Source organism: Salmonella sp. SJTUF15591 (assembly GCF_043356435.1).
In the GTDB taxonomy this organism is placed as follows: domain Bacteria; phylum Pseudomonadota; class Gammaproteobacteria; order Enterobacterales; family Enterobacteriaceae; genus Salmonella; species Salmonella enterica.
Window position 1 is genome coordinate 160,735 of the sequence record NZ_JBEUJO010000002.1, and the last position, 20,759, is coordinate 181,493.

At 46.4% G+C, this 20,759-nt stretch carries 21 protein-coding genes; 2 read left to right on the forward strand and 19 right to left on the reverse strand.

The annotated features are described in order from the left end of the window. The first annotated feature begins 156 nt into the window (after nt 1–156). Nucleotides 157–1,818, forward strand: coding sequence for a transcriptional regulator HilA (hilA, locus tag ABVM99_RS04965; RefSeq protein WP_001120085.1), 1,662 nt, complete (start codon nt 157–159; stop codon nt 1,816–1,818). A 17-nt stretch (nt 1,819–1,835) separates the two neighbouring features. Beyond that, nucleotides 1,836–2,318 carry an SPI-1 type III secretion system invasion protein IagB gene (iagB, locus tag ABVM99_RS04970; RefSeq protein WP_000558930.1) on the forward strand — a complete coding sequence of 161 codons (483 nt, stop codon included), beginning with the start codon at nt 1,836–1,838 and terminating at the stop codon, nt 2,316–2,318. A 53-nt stretch (nt 2,319–2,371) separates the two neighbouring features. On the opposite strand, the gene sptP is transcribed toward iagB, so the two are convergent. The 19 genes from sptP to invA form a co-directional block, all read right to left on the reverse strand. Next, nucleotides 2,372–4,003: an SPI-1 type III secretion system effector GTPase-activating protein SptP gene (gene sptP, locus ABVM99_RS04975; protein WP_023195222.1), complete on the reverse strand. Its 1,632-nt coding sequence runs from the start codon at nt 4,001–4,003 to the stop codon at nt 2,372–2,374. Further along, nucleotides 3,990–4,382: a chaperone SicP gene (gene sicP, locus ABVM99_RS04980; protein ID WP_001147851.1), complete on the reverse strand. Its 393-nt coding sequence runs from the start codon at nt 4,380–4,382 to the stop codon at nt 3,990–3,992. The genes sptP and sicP overlap by 14 nt, the downstream gene beginning before the upstream one ends. Before the next feature lie 26 nt (nt 4,383–4,408). Beyond that, a complete protein-coding gene (locus ABVM99_RS04985) occupies nt 4,409–4,669 on the reverse strand; it encodes a hypothetical protein (RefSeq protein ID WP_000692252.1) in 261 nt (86 codons plus the stop codon). Between the two features lie 43 nt (nt 4,670–4,712). Further along, a complete protein-coding gene (locus ABVM99_RS04990) occupies nt 4,713–4,961 on the reverse strand; it encodes an acyl carrier protein (RefSeq protein WP_001055579.1) in 249 nt (82 codons plus the stop codon). Between the two features lie 18 nt (nt 4,962–4,979). Continuing rightward, nucleotides 4,980–7,037 carry an SPI-1 type III secretion system effector SipA gene (gene sipA, locus ABVM99_RS04995; protein WP_023195221.1) on the reverse strand — a complete coding sequence of 686 codons (2,058 nt, stop codon included), beginning with the start codon at nt 7,035–7,037 and terminating at the stop codon, nt 4,980–4,982. 18 nt (nt 7,038–7,055) lie between these two features. Further along, nucleotides 7,056–8,087 carry an SPI-1 type III secretion system needle tip complex protein SipD gene (sipD, locus tag ABVM99_RS05000; protein ID WP_023195220.1) on the reverse strand — a complete coding sequence of 344 codons (1,032 nt, stop codon included), beginning with the start codon at nt 8,085–8,087 and terminating at the stop codon, nt 7,056–7,058. A 70-nt stretch (nt 8,088–8,157) separates the two neighbouring features. Then, complete coding sequence (gene sipC / locus ABVM99_RS05005; protein ID WP_001650492.1) at nt 8,158–9,387, reverse strand: SPI-1 type III secretion system needle tip complex protein SipC; 1,230 nt, start codon at nt 9,385–9,387, stop codon at nt 8,158–8,160. A 27-nt stretch (nt 9,388–9,414) separates the two neighbouring features. Then, nucleotides 9,415–11,196 carry an SPI-1 type III secretion system needle tip complex protein SipB gene (sipB, locus tag ABVM99_RS05010; RefSeq protein ID WP_000245779.1) on the reverse strand — a complete coding sequence of 594 codons (1,782 nt, stop codon included), beginning with the start codon at nt 11,194–11,196 and terminating at the stop codon, nt 9,415–9,417. Between the two features lie 2 nt (nt 11,197–11,198). Beyond that, on the reverse strand, nt 11,199–11,696 hold the full coding sequence (gene sicA / locus ABVM99_RS05015) for a SycD/LcrH family type III secretion system chaperone SicA (RefSeq protein ID WP_000386309.1): 498 nt from the start codon (nt 11,694–11,696) through the stop codon (nt 11,199–11,201). A gap of 137 nt (nt 11,697–11,833) precedes the next feature. Continuing rightward, nucleotides 11,834–12,904 (reverse strand): SPI-1 type III secretion system export apparatus protein SpaS, encoded by a 1,071-nt coding sequence (spaS, locus tag ABVM99_RS05020; protein ID WP_000097719.1) that lies wholly within the window; start codon nt 12,902–12,904, stop codon nt 11,834–11,836. Further along, complete coding sequence (gene spaR / locus ABVM99_RS05025; RefSeq protein WP_000498965.1) at nt 12,891–13,682, reverse strand: SPI-1 type III secretion system export apparatus protein SpaR; 792 nt, start codon at nt 13,680–13,682, stop codon at nt 12,891–12,893. Before spaR ends, spaS begins: the two co-directional genes overlap by 14 nt. 3 nt (nt 13,683–13,685) lie before the next feature. Further along, the gene (spaQ, locus tag ABVM99_RS05030; RefSeq protein WP_000342503.1) at nt 13,686–13,946 is read right to left on the reverse strand and encodes an SPI-1 type III secretion system export apparatus protein SpaQ; all 261 of its coding nucleotides are present in this window, start codon (nt 13,944–13,946) and stop codon (nt 13,686–13,688) included. Nucleotides 13,947–13,971: 25 nt separating this feature from the next. Next, nucleotides 13,972–14,646 carry an SPI-1 type III secretion system export apparatus protein SpaP gene (gene spaP / locus ABVM99_RS05035; protein WP_000526016.1) on the reverse strand — a complete coding sequence of 225 codons (675 nt, stop codon included), beginning with the start codon at nt 14,644–14,646 and terminating at the stop codon, nt 13,972–13,974. Continuing rightward, nucleotides 14,636–15,547: an SPI-1 type III secretion system protein SpaO gene (spaO, locus tag ABVM99_RS05040; protein WP_000058726.1), complete on the reverse strand. Its 912-nt coding sequence runs from the start codon at nt 15,545–15,547 to the stop codon at nt 14,636–14,638. Before spaO ends, spaP begins: the two co-directional genes overlap by 11 nt. Next, complete coding sequence (gene spaN, locus ABVM99_RS05045; RefSeq protein ID WP_023195219.1) at nt 15,547–16,557, reverse strand: SPI-1 type III secretion system protein SpaN; 1,011 nt, start codon at nt 16,555–16,557, stop codon at nt 15,547–15,549. The genes spaO and spaN overlap by 1 nt, the downstream gene beginning before the upstream one ends. After that, nucleotides 16,557–17,000 (reverse strand): SPI-1 type III secretion system protein SpaM, encoded by a 444-nt coding sequence (gene spaM, locus ABVM99_RS05050; protein ID WP_000555884.1) that lies wholly within the window; start codon nt 16,998–17,000, stop codon nt 16,557–16,559. Before spaM ends, spaN begins: the two co-directional genes overlap by 1 nt. After that, entirely contained in the window at nt 16,978–18,273 is a 1,296-nt protein-coding gene (invC, locus tag ABVM99_RS05055; protein WP_000856766.1) for a SctN family type III secretion system ATPase InvC, read from the reverse strand. The genes spaM and invC overlap by 23 nt, the downstream gene beginning before the upstream one ends. Further along, nucleotides 18,270–18,677 (reverse strand): SPI-1 type III secretion system chaperone SpaK, encoded by a 408-nt coding sequence (gene spaK / locus ABVM99_RS05060; protein ID WP_001164066.1) that lies wholly within the window; start codon nt 18,675–18,677, stop codon nt 18,270–18,272. The genes invC and spaK overlap by 4 nt, the downstream gene beginning before the upstream one ends. A gap of 23 nt (nt 18,678–18,700) precedes the next feature. After that, a complete protein-coding gene (gene invA / locus ABVM99_RS05065; protein WP_000927219.1) occupies nt 18,701–20,758 on the reverse strand; it encodes a type III secretion system export apparatus protein InvA in 2,058 nt (685 codons plus the stop codon). Nucleotide 20,759: the final 1 nt, after the last annotated feature.

A 20,759-nucleotide genomic window follows, 5' to 3' on the forward strand; every position in this document is an offset into this window, starting at 1 on the left:
TAAACCCGAGCCCGTACAATATGACATTAAGCTCATAATAAAAGCTCAACCTGACCGTTAGTACTAACAGCAGAATTACTGAAACAGTAGATTCTATCCTAACGACTTGTATTAGTTATTATAACTTTTCACCCTGTAAGAGAATACACTATTATCATGCCACATTTTAATCCTGTTCCTGTATCGAATAAAAAATTCGTCTTTGATGATTTCATACTCAACATGGACGGCTCCCTGCTACGCTCAGAAAAGAAAGTCAATATTCCGCCAAAAGAATATGCCGTTCTGGTCATCCTGCTCGAAGCCGCCGGCGAGATTGTCAGTAAAAACACCTTACTGGACCAGGTATGGGGCGACGCGGAAGTTAACGAAGAATCTCTTACCCGCTGTATTTATGCCTTACGACGTATTCTGTCGGAAGATAAAGAGCATCGTTACATTGAAACACTGTACGGACAGGGCTATCGGTTTAATCGTCCGGTCGTAGTGGTGTCTCCGCCAGCGCCGCAACCTACAACTCATACATTGGCGATACTTCCTTTTCAGATGCAGGATCAGGTTCAATCCGAGAGTCTGCATTACTCTATCGTGAAGGGATTATCGCAGTATGCGCCCTTTGGCCTGAGCGTGCTGCCGGTGACCATTACGAAGAACTGCCGCAGTGTTAAGGATATACTTGAGCTCATGGATCAATTACGCCCCGATTATTATATCTCCGGGCAGATGATACCCGATGGCAATGATAATATTGTACAGATCGAGATAGTTCGGGTTAAAGGTTATCACCTGCTGCACCAGGAAAGCATTAAGTTGATAGAACACCAACCCGCTTCTCTCTTGCAAAACAAAATTGCGAATCTTTTGCTCAGATGTATTCCCGGGCTTCGCTGGGACACAAAGCAGATTAGCGAGCTAAATTCGATTGACAGCACTATGGTTTACTTACGCGGTAAGCATGAGTTAAATCAATACACCCCCTATAGCTTACAGCAAGCGCTTAAATTGCTGACTCAATGCGTCAACATGTCGCCAAACAGCATTGCGCCTTACTGTGCGCTGGCTGAATGCTACCTCAGCATGGCGCAAATGGGGATTTTTGATAAACAAAATGCCATGATCAAAGCTAAAGAACATGCGATTAAGGCGACAGAGCTGGACCACAATAATCCACAAGCTTTAGGATTACTGGGGCTAATTAATACGATTCATTCAGAATACATCGTCGGGAGTTTGCTATTCAAACAAGCTAACTTACTTTCGCCCATCTCTGCAGATATTAAATATTATTATGGCTGGAATCTTTTCATGGCTGGTCAGTTGGAGGAGGCCTTACAAACGATTAACGAGTGTTTAAAATTGGATCCAACGCGCGCAGCCGCAGGGATCACTAAGCTGTGGATTACCTATTATCATACCGGTATTGATGATGCTATACGTTTAGGCGATGAATTACGCTCACAACACCTGCAGGATAATCCAATATTATTAAGTATGCAGGTTATGTTTCTTTCGCTTAAAGGTAAACATGAACTGGCACGAAAATTAACTAAAGAAATATCCACGCAGGAAATAACAGGACTTATTGCTGTTAATCTTCTTTATGCTGAATACTGTCAGAATAGCGAGCGTGCCTTACCAACGATAAGAGAGTTTCTGGAAAGCGAACAGCGTATTGATAATAATCCGGGATTATTACCGTTAGTGCTGGTTGCCCACGGCGAAGCTATTGCCGAGAAAATGTGGAATAAATTTAAAAACGAAGACAATATTTGGTTCAAAAGATGGAAACAGGATCCCCGCTTGATTAAATTACGGTAAAATCTGAGAGAGGAGATATGCATTATTTTTTTATCATCGTAATCTGGTTGCTTAGCATAAATACAGCATGGGCTGATTGCTGGCTTCAGGCTGAAAAAATGTTCAATATTGAATCCGAACTACTTTACGCTATCGCCCAGCAGGAATCGGCGATGAAACCTGGCGCCATTGGTCATAACCGAGATGGTTCAACCGATCTTGGCCTGATGCAAATTAACAGCTTCCATATGAAAAGGCTGAAAAAAATGGGGATTAGTGAAAAACAGTTGTTACAGGATCCCTGCATTTCTGTCATTGTGGGCGCATCCATTTTATCAGATATGATGAAAATCTACGGTTATAGCTGGGAGGCCGTTGGCGCTTATAATGCCGGGACGTCACCGAAACGATCGGATATAAGGAAACGTTATGCTAAAAAAATTTGGGAGAATTACAGAAAATTAAAAGGGATGTCAGCAGAAGAGAAAAACAAAAGACTTTCTATCGCGGTAAACAAATAATGAGACAGGAATAGCTTACTTTCAGATAGTTCTAAAAGTAAGCTATTTTTTTATCAGCTTGCCGTCGTCATAAGCAACTGGGCTTGCATTGCTTTTAGTTGTACAAACTGTGAGGCGTCTTCCAGCATTCTATTGTTCCGTGAATCCCGGAAATCTGCACGTACCTGCTCCAGATTACTATGAGGATTATCCTTAAGTACAAGAGCCGCCGCCATCGTTCCGGTTCTCCCCACTCCGCCCAGACAATGAATCATCGGTAAATGCTTATCTGATGAACTACGCCCCGGCGCGCCATTTTGGTTACTATTTTTCACAATATCCGCCAGGTATTCTAACTGATTAGTAGACGGTAACGGCTGGTGATCTGGCCAATTTTTGACATGTAATACCGGGATTGTATACTGCTTTTCTCCGCAGGACAGTTGCATATTGTATTGGTCTACCGCACCTCCCTGACTGGCTGAGCTCACTTTTTGGCTGTTGGTATGCACCTCGCCAAAGGTGTAGCTCCCTCTGAAATAGGGTGGTAATTGTTTTGCCTGCATCTGATCTTCCGACGTTAACACCACCAGGCACGAACATTCTTTTTCAAGAAGCATTTTCATATGCGCTTCCAGCGCATCCGGCGTATTTTTTGGGTACGAACCGGCTAATGCCACAGGCTTACCGTCAAAAGTTAACGTATTCACTGGCACAGGCATTCCATCGCTCAGTTTCACCTGGGTTTGCTGATTAATTGGAATGCTGCTGACCGCAAACCGTGCCAGGCCCAGTGTCGGTCCGCTCATCGTCTGTGGCATTGGCGCGCCGGCTTTTATTTTCTCAAGTTCAGCTGTAACGTTTTTCAGTTCTTTAGCAATAACGTGAATTTTTTTTACAGCCTGGGTTAATTCATGGGTAGAGGCTTTATCAATCCACCTCTCAACCACTCCCCCACAGGTTCCCCATTGTGAGAACCTGTCTGCTCCTATCTGAATATTTGTTAACGTTGTAACATAATCATTAAGTTGTTTAGCCTCTGGAATTTTATTTAAATTCTGTAAATTCGTCATTAATGAACGCAGCGGGCCGTTACCTGAAGCCATCTCCTGGAAGTTTTCTCGCAGGCTATTTCCATCCATTTGTTCCAGTTGCGGTAATGTTCTTTTAAGTCCCTTTAGCGCGATATCGAGTAAAGGTTGCTTACTTTCTGCTCCAACATCGTTATTTTTTTCTGCCACTTTTGTATCGCCGCCTTTTATGACTAAAGCGGCATTCCTGACACCAACATTATCCTTGCTATTAATAAGGTTTGTAAACCCTTCGTCAGCAGCTTTTACACACTCCGTGATCTGCACTGCTAAACGTTGGGTAAGGGGTTTGTTCATATTTATACGGGACATTAACAGTGCGTCATTAACCGCTGTTTCCCCATATTTTTCCGTTAGTGCATGGAGAAATGTCTGTAAAATCTTTTGGTCCTGTACTCTGATATTTTCCGTATGTTTTTGCACCACTTCAGTGTTTTTAAATAACGGAATTTTTCCAAGCCAGGTTAATACTTTTGACGAAAATTTTTCAGGCGCAACATATGCCTTATCAGTATTTTCCTTAGCAATATAAAGTCGGGCATCATTCGACACACCAACTTTTGAAAACGAAGACAACGTTAAATTATTCAATTTTCTCTCCTCATACTTTAGCATATTCCTGCAGTATGTTTTTGAGCGCTTCCTGCTGATTCACAAATGACTCAAGCTGCGATATAATATGGTAAGTATTTGTCAGATCGGTAATTGCATGTATAAACAACAACGTCTCTGCAGCATCAATATACGCTAACGTACCTTCATTATTCGCAGCCAGTTCACCATTAATCACCATAATCTGCCGCCAGATAGAATCGCCACAAACAGGCGATAACGGTATAATCATACCGTTCAATAACCAGATATCATCTTTAGCTTCAATAGACGTAAAAATATCGCTATCGAGTAGTAATAAGCACTGATTGTTGTCGTCAAAAGTGAGCGGTAAACCCAATTTCTCACCAATATTAGCGATAATATCCTGGTGTGCTTGCAATTTACTTTCCTCTTGAATTATATCTTTTATAAGATTGCTTCTTCAAATTTAATCTGGTTACATGATGTTTTGATGCATTTTCGCGCCCATCGCCGGGCGCAATATTTCTCTCCTTTAATCCAGTAGAATAGCCATTCACTACGCATCGGAACACATATCAGCAGCTCCTTCGGATCATTTTCAACATGACGTAACTTGCCTTTAATAACAAAACGCGAACTGTCAGCAATATCATCATATATTGCAGCCATACCTGAACCGGGTACTACATGTGTGATGATTTTCATAACAATTAATCTTGTTCAATTGTTGTCGAGCGAGAGAAAAATACTACACCCTGGACTCAAGACTTTTTTTAACAACACGACATATATCCGCAAAGGTCGTCATATCAGGAAGATCGTTTTCATTACAACTAATGTCAAACTCCTCACTAAGACCAAATACAATATCAATTAAATCCAATGAGTCAGCGTAAAGATCCTCAACCAGATGGGTCTGACCATTGATACTATCAACATCAACGGCAATACAGGAGGTGATCACTTTTTTGACTCTTGCTTCAATATCCATATTCATCGCATCTTTCCCGGTTAATTAACGCTGCATGTGCAAGCCATCAACGGTAGTAATAACCCGATCCACGCCAGGTTTATTCAGGTATGACTCGTAAGCCGGGCCAGCTCGCCAGCTGCCGTCTCCGATAAGGCCGTCCAGCACATTACTTAACACATAGTCAGTTTCCCCTTTTAGCCTGGTCAGCCCCGCCTCTCTGGCAAACTGCTGTGCAATCTCAGCCAGTTTTTCTTTTTGTGGATGATGAGTAATGACCTCTTTAAGCGTCTCCATTTTCGCTTTCAATTCTGGGTGCTTGTCAATATCGCTACATTGCGCTTTCAACGCTGCACTCTTTATCGTGTCATTGGGTAATATTTCCGCACGCAAGCCGTCAAACGCTCTGCGTACAGGAAACGGTGTAGAGGCATCCGGCTCCAGGGCTTTACGTATCACCCCCAAAAACGTCTCACGGGCGTCGAAATGCATTGAATGCATATTCGTAACGCTCGGTACTGTTGAGAGGAAACTATTTTGCTTAAACTTCAAACCAGAAAATGGGCCAGTCTTATCTGTCTGGCTATTATCATTATCGGTCGTACCGGCTTTATTACCTGTAATTACCGTCGAGTCTGATTGTAAGGTATCGATTTTAACATTCTCGACGCCAGCCAGTTGACTGGCAAGCGGCTTCACATTCACAATCTCTGCCGTCTGGCTTTGCTGTTTATTATCATCAACGCCGTGCACCGTGGCCTGTACAGGCTTGCCGATAATGTTCTTGCTGGTTACGCCATCAACTTCATCAAAAGAGGGTGTTTCACCCGTAGTGCCCTTTTCTGACGTGACCACCTTTCCATCTTTACTTTCGGATGAAGAATTGGTCACAGCCTCTGCCGTCGCATGAGCCGTGACGTCAATTTTACCCGCGATGCCATGGTCAATTGCCCCTGTGCTGGCGCTGTGTGCCGTCTCCGTTTGATGCGTAGTCGAATCCACACGCGAATGACTATGACTTACGTTACTGCTGTTAGTCGAATGGTGTGACTCGCCATGGCGTTGGCTGTTATCAATAAATGTTCGGCTATTATCAATCGTCTTCCGGCTATTATCATGGTTGCTATTATCGATATGGCGCTGGCTATTATCGACATGGCTTCGGCTATTGTTAATATGCTTACTGTTATCCACGCTATGGCTACTGCTATCAATATTAATATTGATATTAATACCCGTAGGTTCTGCTTTTTTCCCACCATCAGGTACTGGTCCAGCCGCAGGTTCCGGAATTTTAGGGTCAGGCAGTTTATCTGCAGGAATTTGTGCAAAAACATTACGTAGCAGCAGGGGTATCAACGTTTGCGTTTCAAGGTGCCGGGCTTCCCGTCCTACGCTGGTACCCTGCTCTTGCGTTAATTTTTGGTGGCACATATCAAGCGCCTCAACCGCCTTCGCCGCCGCTTTGTCAACAAGCTGCGTAAGACTGCTGCGGGTTAACGGATCCAACGTACAGCCAAAGTTATGTTCAATGCAGCTGGCAATATAGGGCATCACCTCCTGCATAACAAGATTCGTCGATAATTTACTTAATTCACCGCCAGTGTTATTTTTGATGATATCTAACAGCTGCTTTTCCAGGTTTTCCAGCTTCGCTTCCGCTTTCTTTGTTTCTGGCAGCCATGGCCCAAAAGCTGACTTTTCTTTCAGGCCATCTTTTATGATTTGCGCGGTATACTCTGCCCCCACCTTCATCAGTAGCGTCTTCGCCGCAGGAGAATCACTGGTGGCGTTGAGCGCTGAACGAAAGAGCCCGGCAAACTCCATTATCGCTTTCTTACCGGCGACATTATTTGAATTGGTAAAAACTTCTTTTAACGCCTCAGCGTCTTTCCCGCATTTAAACAACGCATCCAGACTCGCCTGTTTGATCAGCGCGGGAAAATCTTCCAGTTGCGGGCCTCTAATTTCCCCTGACAGCGTCGTTGTGGCACTTTCTCTGACTGCGGAAAGATTCGCCGCAAGATTCGTGGCCTGCGTTTTGATCTCGGCCTGCATACCTGGCATTATGACGGGGGGCTGAGTCCTTACACTTGTAACCATTATTAATATCCTCTTCTGTTATCCTTGCAGGAAGCTTTTGGCGGTTTCCAGGCTGCTACTTATCGTACTGCTCAGCACTTTTACCAGGTTGTCGTATAATGAATTGGCATTGCTATATTTTTGCGTCAGCGTCTGTAATGTGGTTTTCAGATTTTCTTCCTGCGCTTTAAAACCCGACTGCCAGGCTTGATATTTGGCGTTATCCATTTCGAGTTTTGAATCTTTTCCCGGCGCGCCTAAACCATCAATATCCTGAACCATTTTTTGTAATGGCGTCAGATCAACGGTGACGACATAACCGGAGCCATAAGATTTCAGGCAGCTATTCGGTAAATTCAATTCACTGAGCCACTGTCTCGCTTCCGCTTCAGTGGCTACTTTAACGCCGCTGCCTGACTGCGCTGGAAATAAAACGGTATTACTGTTTATTTGATTATATTTACTGACTAAACTGTTTAAATCATTTTTGAGTGAGGTAACATCTAGCTTAACGGTATTACCGTCCTTACCTGGTAATAACCAGCCTCCCATTTTGGAAAGAATATCACTGAAGGCCTGATAAAAATCGGTATAGACTGCGACAACGTTTTCATAAACGCCCAGATAGCTGTCACCTATCGCCGATATATTTTGGGAAACCATATCCCAAATCTCAGCATCAGAAATGGTTGTTCTCGGCTGCGCCATAGGCGAAGCGCTAAATAAGGCCGACGTCGGCGCAGAAAACGCGCTCCGCAGGTTCTCATTTTGTTCTGCGGATAATGACACGCCAGACTTCGCCAGCGCATTCAGGCTGCTGGTCAACTGCTGGCGCGCCAGCGTGCGCTCGTCATTATTCTCTTCAGAGATCGGTGGCGTTGACTGCAGCGTCTGCTGTGCCTGCTGGATTTTAGTAGCCGCCTGCGATAATGAAATGATATCTGTACCGCGATGTTCTGTGGTAGACGGTACCACGGCAGTCTCGACGTGCTCGCTCGCCGAGGGCGTCTGCGGCCGTTCGGCAACGATCCCCGGATGAGGAGAAGCGGAATAATTTTGAATATTAAGCATAATATCCCCAGTTCGCCATCAGGAGCGCGATTAAATCACACCCATGATGGCGTATAGATGACCTTTCAAATTAAGCGCGAATATTGCCTGCGATAGCAGCAAGTGCGGATGCTTTCGACTGGTTAATGCTCTCCATTGTTTTCAGCATTTCCTGAATCAGGCTGGTCGATTTACGTGAACTTTCACGGGCTTCGTCCGATGCGGTGCTGGCAACACGGTTATTCACCTGGCTAATTTGCTGCTCGGAACGTTCCTGAGTAGCGGCGTACTGCCCGGACGCCCCTGCAATACCACCGACCGTGACCGAGTTCTTCATAATCAGATCGCCCGTCATCTGCATCTTGCGCGCATCAATTCGGGTCATATCCATGGTATTCTGCTCAAGACGAATATCGGATTCGACAGACTCAAGACGTTTCGACAGAATAGCCTGATGTTCAGGGGAGATTTGTTTATTACTGTCTTTAATACCCAGACTTTCCGTGGCGCTGGTTCCGGCATTAGATTTAAGCGTCGCATCATTAAGATTTTTCGTCGCATCGGTACCGGTTTTCTTCATATTTAACGATTTCAGAGAATCGACGCCTTCAGCACCGAGTTTGACGCTATTCTGCCCGTTCAGCACGTTTTTAATACTGTGGCTTTCAGTGGTCAGTTTATCGATCTTCGCGGCATTATGTTTAAGCGCGCCTCTTTCATTCTGCAGCCCCTTATATTCCAGTTTGGCGCCCACGCCAGTGATCCCCAACTGAAGCGCGCTCTGGGAAATACTACCGGACAACGCATTCATCCCTTCGCGCATCATGGAGCTTGCCGTCGTTTTAGCTGCATCAAAACTGACTAATGACAACTTACCAGACAGTTTGCTATCAGCCTGGTTCAACGTCAGCATTAACGTATTCGCGGCAGCCAACAGCGCAACGGCACTGGAAGACATTCCGCTAATATCAAAAAACTTTCCGACTTCTGCCTGCTGCTCGCGTAACTGGGTTTGCACAACCTCATTCGCTTTAGTCGTGACATTATTTGCCAGGGCATTCAAATCCTGATTCATGTCGGTATTTTGAATACTGGCTTTTAAAAAGGACGTGATCGTTCCGGGGGTTTGCGTTAATACCCCTGGCGCAGGCGCGCTCAGTGTAGGACTCAACCCCAGGTCACTGACTTTACTGCTGCTAATACCAATACTATTCAGAATATCTTTAGCGCTAACGGATTGCGAAGCTGTCTGTGAACTATTCTCAACAGAATGATTATTTAAATAAGCGGCGGAATTTACTCCCACATTACTAATTAACATATTTTTCTCCCTTTATTTTGGCAGTTTTTATGCGCGACTCTGGCGCAGAATAAAACGCGAAGCATCCGCATTTTGCTGTACCGCAGAAGACATGGCTTTTTGCAGTTCCGCCGTTACCTTCTGGTTTTCACCAAATATTTCTACGGATTGTTTAAGCCACTGCTGAATCTGATCCATGGCAAAACGGGCGAGCATAAAATCAGCAAGCGCCTCGCTGGCATTTTTAATAAATACCCCCTCGGCAACCCCACCGGCTGACTGGGCTGCGGTATTCGTGACTTCCATGCCCAACGCCACTTTATTTAGGGTATTACCTACCAGCTCTTTACTTAAGGCATTCGTTTGCAGGCCCATCTTGCTACCCACATTACCCAGGCCGCTAGTAATACGTTGCATCCCCTGGGTAAAGAGTTTGCTGCCGTTTTGTGCCAACTGTTTCAGCACGTTAGGCACCAACTTCTTAATCGTTTCGCCCATCATTTTGCTCAGCGCGTTACCCAGTTTCGCCGCCGCGCCTTTCCCGACAACTGCGACCACCACAATGACCGCCACCATCGCAATAGCGGCAACAATCGCACCAACAATGCTGCCGGCCATCTCTGCCGTTTTCTTATCGACGCCTAATCCTTCCAGCGCTTTGGTAATCGCCTTGCCAATCAGCTCCATTAACGGCTTCAGCACATGCTCCATAATCGGGTTTAGCGCCTGCTGAATAAACGACACCCCCGTCGCCGCCTTCACAATTTCATCGGCAACCATTACCGCAAGTCCCACCGCAGCCAGCGCCAGACTCGCCCCACCGGTAAAAACAGCGGCCACAACGCTGACAATGGTTAGCAGCGCGCCGAGGACTTTCCCGATACATCCCATAATGCGGTTCGTTTCCTCGGCTTTGCGCGTCTCTTCCTGAAATTCAGCCGATTTCTTTTCCATCTCCGCCTGACGCCCTTCCTGCAAGGCGTTGAAAAGCGCAAGATCGTTTTGCAGGCTTTCTTCCGTATTTTTGCCCACAATCTCAATAAACATGGCCATGAGCATAGTGAGGCGGGCGACATTTGACAGATTATCCTGCTCACCCTGGGAAACCTGATTCTGAGAGGCGGCATTAGCCGTTCCCTGGAATTTAGTCAGAATGTTATCCGCTTTCTCGGCTTTCGCTTTGGCGTCTGTGCCTGCTTTAACCGCCGCATCCGTGGCCTTATCTAATGCCTCTTTCGCCTCTGTCGCTTCTTTTCCTGCCTGTTCTACCGCGGCTTCAGCTTGTGCATAGCCGGGGTCAGCCGGGTCCAGCGATTGCAATTTATTTTGCGCCTGCGTCAGTTTTTTGGCCGCAGCGTCATAAACACTCTTGGCGGTATCCGTCTTTTTGATACTGGCTTCATAGAGATCCGTCGCCTCCTGAGCCTCTCCCAGAGCCGTCTGGAATTCTTTCGATACCTGAATCCCCATCTCTTTTTGTGACTCAATCATCGCCTGCCATACCGCCAGACGAGACTCCAGTTGAGACAGCGAAACATCACCCAGTAGGGTCATTAACTTGCCAAGCAGTAACGTCAATTGCCCTTCGCTGGAGAGTTTTTCCCGGGCGGCGTCCGTAGGCGGCTTCAGACCCACCGTATTAATAGCGCTCTCGCCGGACTTTGTTCCGGCTTTAAGGTCGCCCGCTTTCGTTGCCACCACATCTTTAAAAGCTTTATCCGCCGCTTTTAAAAAGTCCGTGTTCTTACGAACGCCTTCAAAAGCCGCCTCAGCGAGGCGCGGATTTTGGGTATATCCGCTACGGCTAATGCTACTTGCGTCATTTACCATAATTATTCCTTTTCTTGTTCACTGTGCTGCTCTGTCTCCGCCGTTTTTAGCGCCTCCAGATAGACCAACGCTTTTGCCCGCAGAGACTCATCTTCAGTACGTTCATTGACAAGTTCAAAACACTGTCTGGCTTTTGCCGCCTTACGCATTAATAATTGACACTGCCCGGTAAAAAAAACGGGGCGATAATCATTTTTAAGTAACGTAAACGCTACTGCATAAAGGTCACATGCTTTCTGAAATTGTTTTTTCAGTTGGCATACCGCCGCCAGTCCCATGGTGTAATCGGGATTGTAAAAATCATAAATGCATAAGAAACGAAAGAATGTCTCAGCTTCATCCAGTCGTCCCTGGTTATAAAACTCATAAGCATGAGCATATAAACCGTCCATCATATCTTGAGGGATCCCATGAACGTCTTTTAGCGTGGCGCCTTCACTAACGGCATCCCAAATCATTTCCGCAACACGTTCTTCGCTGACATTATTTTGATAATCCATTACTTACTCCTGTTATCTGTCACCGACTTTGTAGAACTTAACGACTGCGTTTATCTGATGCAGTTATTAAACCCCGACGGTGGTTAGTGAACATTCAAAAAACGCCCAATGAATACATCGCTACTGCTTTACGCGGCTCAATGCCGTACCTCGTTTTCTTGTGGCTGAATAACGTCTTTGCCCGCGTTTTCTACCTCTTCCAGCCAAACCAGAAGACGTAAAACTTCATCAATTTCTTCCAGACTCACCAGATCATAACGGCGATGGGTTTTGAAAAGACTGCGCGCCAGTTTGATATCGACGATCACAGGTACGCCAACCTTCTCCGCATAGGCGCGGACGGCCAGTGCGCGCTGATTCGTTTCATACACCGAGATCATCGGAATCGGCATCAGTTCGGGTTTAAAATAAATCCCGATCGTAATATGCGTGGGGTTGGCAACAATCAGGCGTGAGTTTTCAATATCAGATTTCACCTGTTCAGACAGAATTTCCATATGAACTTCACGTCTTTTAGATTTAACCTCTGGGTTCCCTTCCTGCTCCTTCATTTCACGCTTCACTTCTTCCTTATCCATTTTCATATCTTTCATGGTCAGGAAATATTCCGCAATAGCATCCAATAATAAGACAATCAATGCGCAAGCAAGGCAAGTTAATACCAATGCGAGGAGAAGTTCACGCCAAATGACGGCAATACCTACAATATTGCCATTTAGCTGAGAAAAGATTTCAACCTTATATTTCTTCCAGCAAATGATGGCGGCCACCACAAAGGATGAGAGATACAGTAGGGTTTTGACCGTATCTTTAACCGTGCGCATACTAAAAAGTTTTTTTGCCCCTTCTACCGGGTTTAACGCCGATAAATTAGGCTTTAATGCTTCTGTCGCCAGCACAAAACCGGCCTGTAATAACGCCGGTAATGCGGAACACACTAAGCAGAGCAGCATAAATGGAATCAGATATTTTAACCCTATCCCAAAAACGGCCAAACTGTAGTCAGCCATGCTCTGATCAAAATTATCCGCAATAATGATCTTAATTATCCCCATAAACTCATTAAATGAGCCATACGACACCAGATAGGCAATTCCTCCCAGCGTCAGGCAGGCGATAATGAGATCTTTACTTTTAAATGACTGGCCTTTTTTAGCGGAGTCTTCCAGCCGTTTTTTAGTCGGTTTTTCTGTTTTATTCGAGGACATGCGTCGCCCCTCGCTCGTAAAACCAACTGCTTAATCCTGTGGCCTGGAAAGAGAGTCGCAGTACATTGTCCGGTAGTACCGGAGAGAAATAAAGCAGCATAATTAAAACGGCAATACCGCTTTTTACCGTCAGTGAAATCGCAAAAGCGTTCATTTGCGGAGCAAAGCGCGACAATAAACCCAGGAATACTTCTGACAGCAACAGCACTAATACCACCGGACTGGCCAGAACCAAGGCGTTTTGAGCCACCTGATTAATAAACGTTAATAGCGGCGGTAATGAAGGCGTGCACTCGTTCATCGGATCGCATAGCTGATAGCTTTTATTTAACACGTCAACCATCGTGACCAGACCGCCGTTTTGTAAATAAACGACAGCGGCAAACATATTCAGGAAATTAGCCATTTCCGAGGTATCAATACCGTTTGCCGGATCGATACTGCTACTTAGCGTTGCCCCTCGCTGGTTATCGATAATACAACCCAGCGCATGCATAACCCAAAAAGGCCATGACAGCAGACAGCCCAGCATGACGCCTACCGCCGCTTCTTGCAGAACTAACGGGATCATCGCCACCGATAAAAACGGCGGCGCCTCGTTCAATGCATGCGGCCATACTCCCAATGCCACCAGGATGATAATGGCGTTTCTCGGCGCGCCGCTTAATACCCCGCTATTCAAAAACGGCAGGAAGAAAAAAATCGGCGCCACGCGAGCAAACCCTAGCGCCGCAGACGCAACCAGGTGATGAATTTCAAAGTACAACGCGTAAAACATTTTTTACCCCTTAGCCAACGCCAGGAATATCACCTGACGCCCGTAAGAGAGTAAAACTTCGCCATACCAGCCAGACAGTAAAAACAAGCACAAACACACGCCAAGTAATTTAATGCCAAAAGGCAGCGTCTGTTCCTGTAATTGCGTTACCGTCTGGAATAACCCTACCAGGAGGCCGATAATCGTTGCGACAATCGTCGGCCACCCTGACAGGATCAAAACAAGATAGAGCGCCTTATTACCTGCAAACACTAAATCATCCATTTAACTATCCCGTCTCGTAATGATGTCATGTTGCAATGTCCATATACTGTAATATCAATCCCTTAGACAGTAAGGTCCAGCCATCAAGCGCGACAAAAAGCACCAGCTTAATAGGTGTAGATATCGTCACCGGACTCATCATCATCATCCCCAGCGCCAGTAGCACGCTGGATACCACCAGGTCGACGACGACAAAAGGTAAATAAAGATAAAAACCAATTTTAAACGCGCTTTTTATTTCGCTCAGCGCATAAGCAGGTAACAACGCAAATATTGAAGGTTTTTCAATTTCATCTTTGTCACGCTTTACCGTCTCGGTCTCTTCTCCATACTGACGCTTCAGTTGCGCGTTTTCAAAAAACTGAACTAACTCGCGATCTGAATATTTGATCAGATAATCGCGATAACCATCCAGACCTTCATCAACGTGTTTACTTAATGACGAAATATCATTAAAGGTGACATCTTCGTCCTCAAAATAGACGTAGGCATCATGCATTATGGGCCACATAACAAACATAGAAAGCAGCAATGCGACGCCGTTAAGCGTCATATTTGAAGGTATCTGCTGCAATCCCAGGGCGTTACGCACCATGACAAATACAATAGAAAATTTAACGAAACAGGTTCCTGACGCAATAATAAATGGCAACAGGGTGGAAAATGCCAGTAAGGCAATTAATGAGATATCATTCCCCATTACCAGACTCGCTCAGCCATTCATGGATCTCAACGCCTAAGGTGTCATTCATCTGTACCAGTTCGCCATTACCCAGCAAAACACCATTCGCCATAATTTCAACGTTAAGTTCAGCATTGGTCGGCAGTGATAATAGCTGTTGCTGCCCCATGGCTTCGAGTTCGGCGAGGGTAACGTTCTTACGATACAAAACAAATTCCAGTTTGACGGGCAATTGGTTCAAGCCTGGCAGAGTTTCTGCAGTTTCAGTTGTATTATTTTCTTCTTCGATATGTTGAATATCTAACGTTTCCACAATAATTCCCCCTTCAACACGGTTGAAATGACCTAACTTTTTCGCGTAGCAATAAACTTCCGCACGGGAAGTACGAATCAGGAGTACATCTCCGATCCCGATTCGGCCCAGCAACGAACGCTGCGTATCACTGCTACCGATTACAAAGCGCAACGGCCAACGCAGCATTTTCGGCCTGCCGCCCCCGACTGCAGGCAGTTCAGGAAGATGCTCAAACCACAGGCCGCCCCGATCGCTCATAATGTGCAACAATTTCCCTTCCGGCAGCGCGCTTCCCGGCACGGGGTTCTCTACGCATAAACGCCGACAGGACAAATGCGGCACGGGCAACTCAAACGGTCGCTCTGTTGCAGCAAGCCAGGGAACGACCAGATGCTCAGCGCCAGCAGAAACCGCCGCCCCCGCCAGAGCGGGAGAGACATGCTCAAGCCAGTCCCCAGGTTTAATCCACGCCGACCACCGTTTTTCTGCATCGCTCAACCGAACCCACATTCCCTGTCGCGTCGGATATTCCAGCGTAGCTTCCTGGCCATGGCGCTGGCATTCTGTCGCGGTTTGCGCCAATAGCCATTCGCGACGATCAATCTGTCTCACACGCAATGACATCAGGCGTCATCCTCCTCGCCAGATTGCTGTCTGTGCTGTTGCTGCTGCGGATTTTGTTGATCGTCTCGCGTCAGGTGCCAGCGCTGGGGATTACCGTTTTGCCATTGATCATGCAAACGATGTTCAACCTGCGTATTTGACGGTATTAACGAAAACTCCCCTGCTTGCCGCGCCTGAATATTGACGGAATAGTCATTTCCCCAGCGCTGAAAACGGTAAGTCAGCGAGCTATCCTCTCCTTTCACGCCATCGGCAGTGGGAAAAATAGTCATCATCGGCTTTGATTGCGCCGCTAAAGGCATTTTTTCATCGCCGCCGGTTAATTGGCTAAGATCGGCGATAGTGGTTGGTTGCAGCGGAAGCTGAGAAATATCTTTAACCTTTTTATGATCTTTATCGTCAGGCTTACCGGTATTGGCTGCGGCCATTCGGGCAGGTGCGACATCCCGCGCCAGCGGCGCGCCCTCTTTACGAACGCCTTCGCCCGCGATGGCTTTATTATCCCCAGGCAATGCCTTGATATTATCGTCAGAGATTCCCGTGGCGTTATCGGTTACTTCACTAACGGATTCCACAGCTTTTAAATCAGCAGATAATTTTTTACCGCTTACGCTTTCTAACGGCCTATTTTTAGGCGATAGCAACGCTGCGGATTTATCTACTTTGGCCTCCGCAGAAATCAAACCGACAGATTTTTCAGCAGTGACTTTCAACAGTTTTTCAGCAATCCTGAGTTCGCCTTTTCCGTTATGATGCAGACCAGAAACGTTGCCATTGTGATGTTCTGATTTCGCTGGCGCGCCATGTCGCCATGCCGCCAGTAATACCGGTAAAGCCGTTTCTTTATGCATTACGAAAGCATCGCCATAGTCGCGATCTTTTTTATCACCGGAATATTCTGTCTTATGTTTTTCCACCGCTTTTTTTAATGCTTCTGATAAACCGCCAACCTCATCCTGCTGCGGCAGTAAAATGTTCCCGGATGAACTGACAGCTGACACATCGCCCATTAAATTATCTCCTCTGACTCGGCCTCTTCCTGCTGTATCTCTCGCTGGATATAGTGTCTTTTCTGACGGATTATCCAGCGTTGATAGTTCCCTTCTTTGCGCAACCAATATTTACTTTTTTTCTGAAACTCTTCCCTTTTCTTTTCCAGCTCGCTCCGTTTTTCCTGAATTTGTATAATCTGGAGTTCTAAATCTTTTATCTGCCGGCGAACAATAGACTGCTTACGTAATAACGTATAAATTTCCTCACGACTGAGCTGTCTGTTTTCTGCACGCAGCGTATCTAATAACAATTTCAGACCCGCTATTTGTTCAAGGATCGCCTCCTCCTCGGCCTGCAGCCCGCGGTCCTCATCCTGATAGCGAAGTAATATCGACTCACACTGTGAATGAAATACCGTACAGCGCCGCTGCAATACTTTAATTCTGGTCAGCGAATGCATTCATACCGCTCAACGTGTCATCAAAGGATGAATATTGCGCTACCGGCTGGCATAACCACGCTTTCAGGCTATCCCGCATCTGCATCGCCCGATCGTTATCGATATTTTCGCCAGGACGATATTCTCCCAAATCAATGAAAAGCTGGAGCTCTTCCAGACGCGTCATTAATTTACGCACGGCAGATGCCTGTTCAGCATGTGTCGGCGTCGTGACTTGTCCAAAAACGCGGCTTACACTTTTCAGTACATCGATTGCCGGGTAATGTCCCTGCCCGGCCAGCTTTCTGCTCAGATACAGGTGACCGTCAAGGATAGAGCGAATTTCATCCGCCATCGGGTCCGCCTCTTCCTCGCTTTCCAGCAGTACCGTATAAAAGGCAGTAATGCTTCCCTCGCTGGTCGCCCCGGGGCGTTCCAGCAAGCGGGGCAAATTATCGAATACGGAGGCGGGATAACCTCGACGGGCCGGACGCTCTCCCGACGCCAGTGCCACGTCTCGCAAAGCACGCGCATAACGGGTCATGGAATCGATAAAAAGCACGACCCGTTTTCCCTGGTCGCGAAAATATTCCGCTACGGTTGTCGCCAGTTGCGCCGCATTGCAGCGATCGACCGAGGGGAAATCGGAAGTGGCAAAAACCAGCACGCATTTTTCTTTCTTATGCGAAGCGCGCAACATATCCACGAATTCAGTGACCTCACGGCCTCGTTCACCGATAAGACCAATAACAAAGACATCCGCCTCCGTTTGCTCGATCAGCATATGCATCAGCATGGTCTTACCGCATCCTGCGGAGGCAAAAATGCCCATTCGCTGGCCTACGCCACAGGTCAATAACCCGTCAATCGCGCGCACACCGGTAATCAGCGGTTCACGGACGCCAACGCGCGAAGCGTAAGAAGGCGGTGCGACATCAATAACGCGTTCTTCGCTAATCGGCGCCACTTCAGGGGTAAAACGCTCAACGATTTTCCCTGTCGGATCCAACACCGCGCCTAATACTGAGTATCCCACCCACGCCGATAACGCACGTCCAGTGGGATAAAGCACGACATCGCGGCTCAGCCCCTGGGCATTGCCGATAAGGCTCAGCACGGTGCGTTCCCGCTGTAAGCCAACCACCTGCGCACGTGCAACAACCTGTTTTTGGTGCCAGCCACGGCGTATTTCACACAGTTCGCCAATGGCCACATCGCGCAATTCCGCCTCAATAATTGGGCCGGTTATTTTTTGTGGGTAGGCCAGATATTGCAGTAAACGAGGTGTTTTCATCTCATTAGCGACCGACTAAAAACTTCCAGATAGTTGTAAAACCCATTCAAGGCAGTAGAGAACTTTTCACCGTCAGATAAAAAATCCGGATGCACTAAGGCTTTAAGCGTTAGTTCCCCATTCTGTTCCCCCAGTAGTAATTGCCCGCCGCGGGCAAAATGGCATCCTTCCATTATGGTCATTAAGATTTCATAAGCCCGCTGTTGTAATACCACCATGCTGTCAGCACCCAATTGCGCCCAGATCCATACATCATCGTCCTTGACGCTGATACAGATACTTGGCAATGCAAATAAATCCAGAACAATTGTTGAATGGCTATCTATTCCTCCGATGAGTGAAGGATCGCAACCACTTACTTCCAGTGCGGAACGAACTAATTCAGCGATATCCAAATGTTGCATAGATCTTTTCCTTAATTAAGCCCTTATATTGTTTTTATAACATTCACTGACTTGCTATCTGCTATCTCACCGAAAGATAAAACCTCCAGATCCGGAAAACGACCTTCAATCATTTTCTTAATAAATCGACGGACATCGACAGACGTAAGGAGGACAAGATCTTTATGTGCAATCAATAAATCATCCAACTTAAGTGTAATGAGATCCATCAAATTAGCGGAGGCTTCCGGATCAAGGCTGAGGAAGGTACTGCCAGAGGTCTGACGGATCCCTTTGCGAATAACATCCTCAACTTCAGCAGATACCATTACTGCTCGTAATTCGCCGCCATTGGCGAATTTATGACAAATATAACGCGCCATTGCTCCACGAATATGCTCCACAAGGTTAATGACATCTTTTTCTCTTGGCGCCCACAATGCGAGCGCTTCCATAATTAATTTCATATTACGCACGGAAACACGTTCGCTTAACAAACGCTGCAAAACTTCAGATATACGTTGTACCGTGGCATGTCTGAGCACTTCTTTAAGTAAATCAGGAAATTTCGCTTCCAGTTGGTCCAGCATATGTTTTGTTTCCTGAATACCGAAATATTCATTGACGTTGCGTGCCAGCGTCACCGCCAGACAGTGGTAAAGCTCATCAAGCGCGTTCCGCAACACATAGCCAAGCTCCCGGAGTTTCTCCCCCTCTTCATGCGTTACCCAGAAATACTGACTGCTACCTTGCTGATGGATTGTTGGATTAATACCAAAGGACACGACTTCATCGGAATAATTTACCACTCGCATCAAATCAAAATAGACCGTAAATTGTTCAACACGGATCTCATTAATCAACAATACGATGCTGTTATCGTCCAGGCCCTCGCCATCGCGTAACAATACTTCCGGCAGGCGCACGCCATAATCAATAAAGAACTGACTACGTAGACGCTCCGCAAGTTGAGCTTTTTCCAGATCTTCACGCCGGCTCTTCGGCACAAGTAATATCAACGGTACGGTCTCTGTAGAGACTTTATCGAGATCGCCAATCAGTCCCAACGACGACCCTTCTTTTTCCTCAATACTGAGCGGCTGCTCGCCTTTACTGGTTTTAGGTTTGGCGGCGCTACGTTTTGCTTCACGGAATTTAAAATAGAAGAGTACGCTTAAAACCACCGATAAAATAACAAATACCGGCAGCGGGAATCCCGGCAGAGTTCCCATTGAAATGGTCAAAATAGCCGTAACAACCAATACAAATGGGTTGTTCAACAGCTGCGTCATGATATTCCGCCCCATATTATCGCTATCGCCATTTACGCGAGTCACGATAAAACCGGCACTAATCGCAATCAACAATGCGGGGATCTGGGCGACAAGACCATCACCAATGGTCAGCATGGTATAAGTAGACAGAGCGGAGGACAAATCCATACCATGGCGGGTCATCCCCACCGAAATACCGCCAATAAAGTTCACAAAGATAATAATGATGCCGGCAATAGCGTCACCTTTGATAAACTTCATCGCACCGTCAAAGGAACCGTAAAGCTGGCTTTCCCTTTCCAGTACGCTTCGCCGTTCGCGCGCGGCATCCGCATCAATAATACCGGCCTTCAAATCGGCATCAATACTCATCTGTTTACCGGGCATACCATCCAGAGAAAATCGGGCCGCGACTTCCGCGACGCGTTCTGAACCTTTGGTAATAACGATAAACTGGACCACGGTGACAATAGAGAAGACAACAAAACCCACCGCCAGGCTATCGCCAATAACGAATTGCCCGAACGTGGCGATAATTTCACCGGCATCGGCTTCAATCAAGATAAGACGGCTGGTACTGATCGATAATGCCAGACGAAAGAGCGTGGTAATTAACAGTACCGCAGGAAACGTTGAAAAACTGAGGATTCTGTCAATGTAGAACGACCCCATAAACACCAATATCGCCAGTACGATATTCAGTGCGATCAGGAAATCAACCAGATAGGTAGGTAATGGAATGACGAACATAGAAATGATCATCACCATTAGTACCAGAATCAGTAATTCAGGTCGTAAACGAGCACTGTTAAGTAGAGAAAGCAGCACT

Coding starts and splice junctions, on each gene's coding strand:
- sipD (WP_023195220.1), bottom strand. CDS start 8,087: ATGCTTAATATTCAAAATTATTCCGCTTCTCCTCATCCGGGGATCGTT.
- spaR (WP_000498965.1), bottom strand. CDS start 13,682: ATGTTTTACGCGTTGTACTTTGAAATTCATCACCTGGTTGCGTCTGCG.
- spaQ (WP_000342503.1), bottom strand. CDS start 13,946: ATGGATGATTTAGTGTTTGCAGGTAATAAGGCGCTCTATCTTGTTTTG.
- spaS (WP_000097719.1), bottom strand. CDS start 12,904: ATGTCCTCGAATAAAACAGAAAAACCGACTAAAAAACGGCTGGAAGAC.
- iagB (WP_000558930.1), top strand. CDS start 1,836: ATGCATTATTTTTTTATCATCGTAATCTGGTTGCTTAGCATAAATACA.
- sipC (WP_001650492.1), bottom strand. CDS start 9,387: ATGTTAATTAGTAATGTGGGAGTAAATTCCGCCGCTTATTTAAATAAT.
- hilA (WP_001120085.1), top strand. CDS start 157: ATGCCACATTTTAATCCTGTTCCTGTATCGAATAAAAAATTCGTCTTT.
- sicA (WP_000386309.1), bottom strand. CDS start 11,696: ATGGATTATCAAAATAATGTCAGCGAAGAACGTGTTGCGGAAATGATT.
- ABVM99_RS04985 (WP_000692252.1), bottom strand. CDS start 4,669: ATGAAAATCATCACACATGTAGTACCCGGTTCAGGTATGGCTGCAATA.
- spaP (WP_000526016.1), bottom strand. CDS start 14,646: ATGGGGAATGATATCTCATTAATTGCCTTACTGGCATTTTCCACCCTG.
- sptP (WP_023195222.1), bottom strand. CDS start 4,003: ATGCTAAAGTATGAGGAGAGAAAATTGAATAATTTAACGTTGTCTTCG.
- spaM (WP_000555884.1), bottom strand. CDS start 17,000: ATGCATTCGCTGACCAGAATTAAAGTATTGCAGCGGCGCTGTACGGTA.
- spaK (WP_001164066.1), bottom strand. CDS start 18,677: ATGCAACATTTGGATATCGCTGAATTAGTTCGTTCCGCACTGGAAGTA.
- sipA (WP_023195221.1), bottom strand. CDS start 7,037: ATGGTTACAAGTGTAAGGACTCAGCCCCCCGTCATAATGCCAGGTATG.
- invC (WP_000856766.1), bottom strand. CDS start 18,273: ATGAAAACACCTCGTTTACTGCAATATCTGGCCTACCCACAAAAAATA.
- spaN (WP_023195219.1), bottom strand. CDS start 16,557: ATGGGCGATGTGTCAGCTGTCAGTTCATCCGGGAACATTTTACTGCCG.
- spaO (WP_000058726.1), bottom strand. CDS start 15,547: ATGTCATTGCGTGTGAGACAGATTGATCGTCGCGAATGGCTATTGGCG.
- sipB (WP_000245779.1), bottom strand. CDS start 11,196: ATGGTAAATGACGCAAGTAGCATTAGCCGTAGCGGATATACCCAAAAT.
- ABVM99_RS04990 (WP_001055579.1), bottom strand. CDS start 4,961: ATGAATATGGATATTGAAGCAAGAGTCAAAAAAGTGATCACCTCCTGT.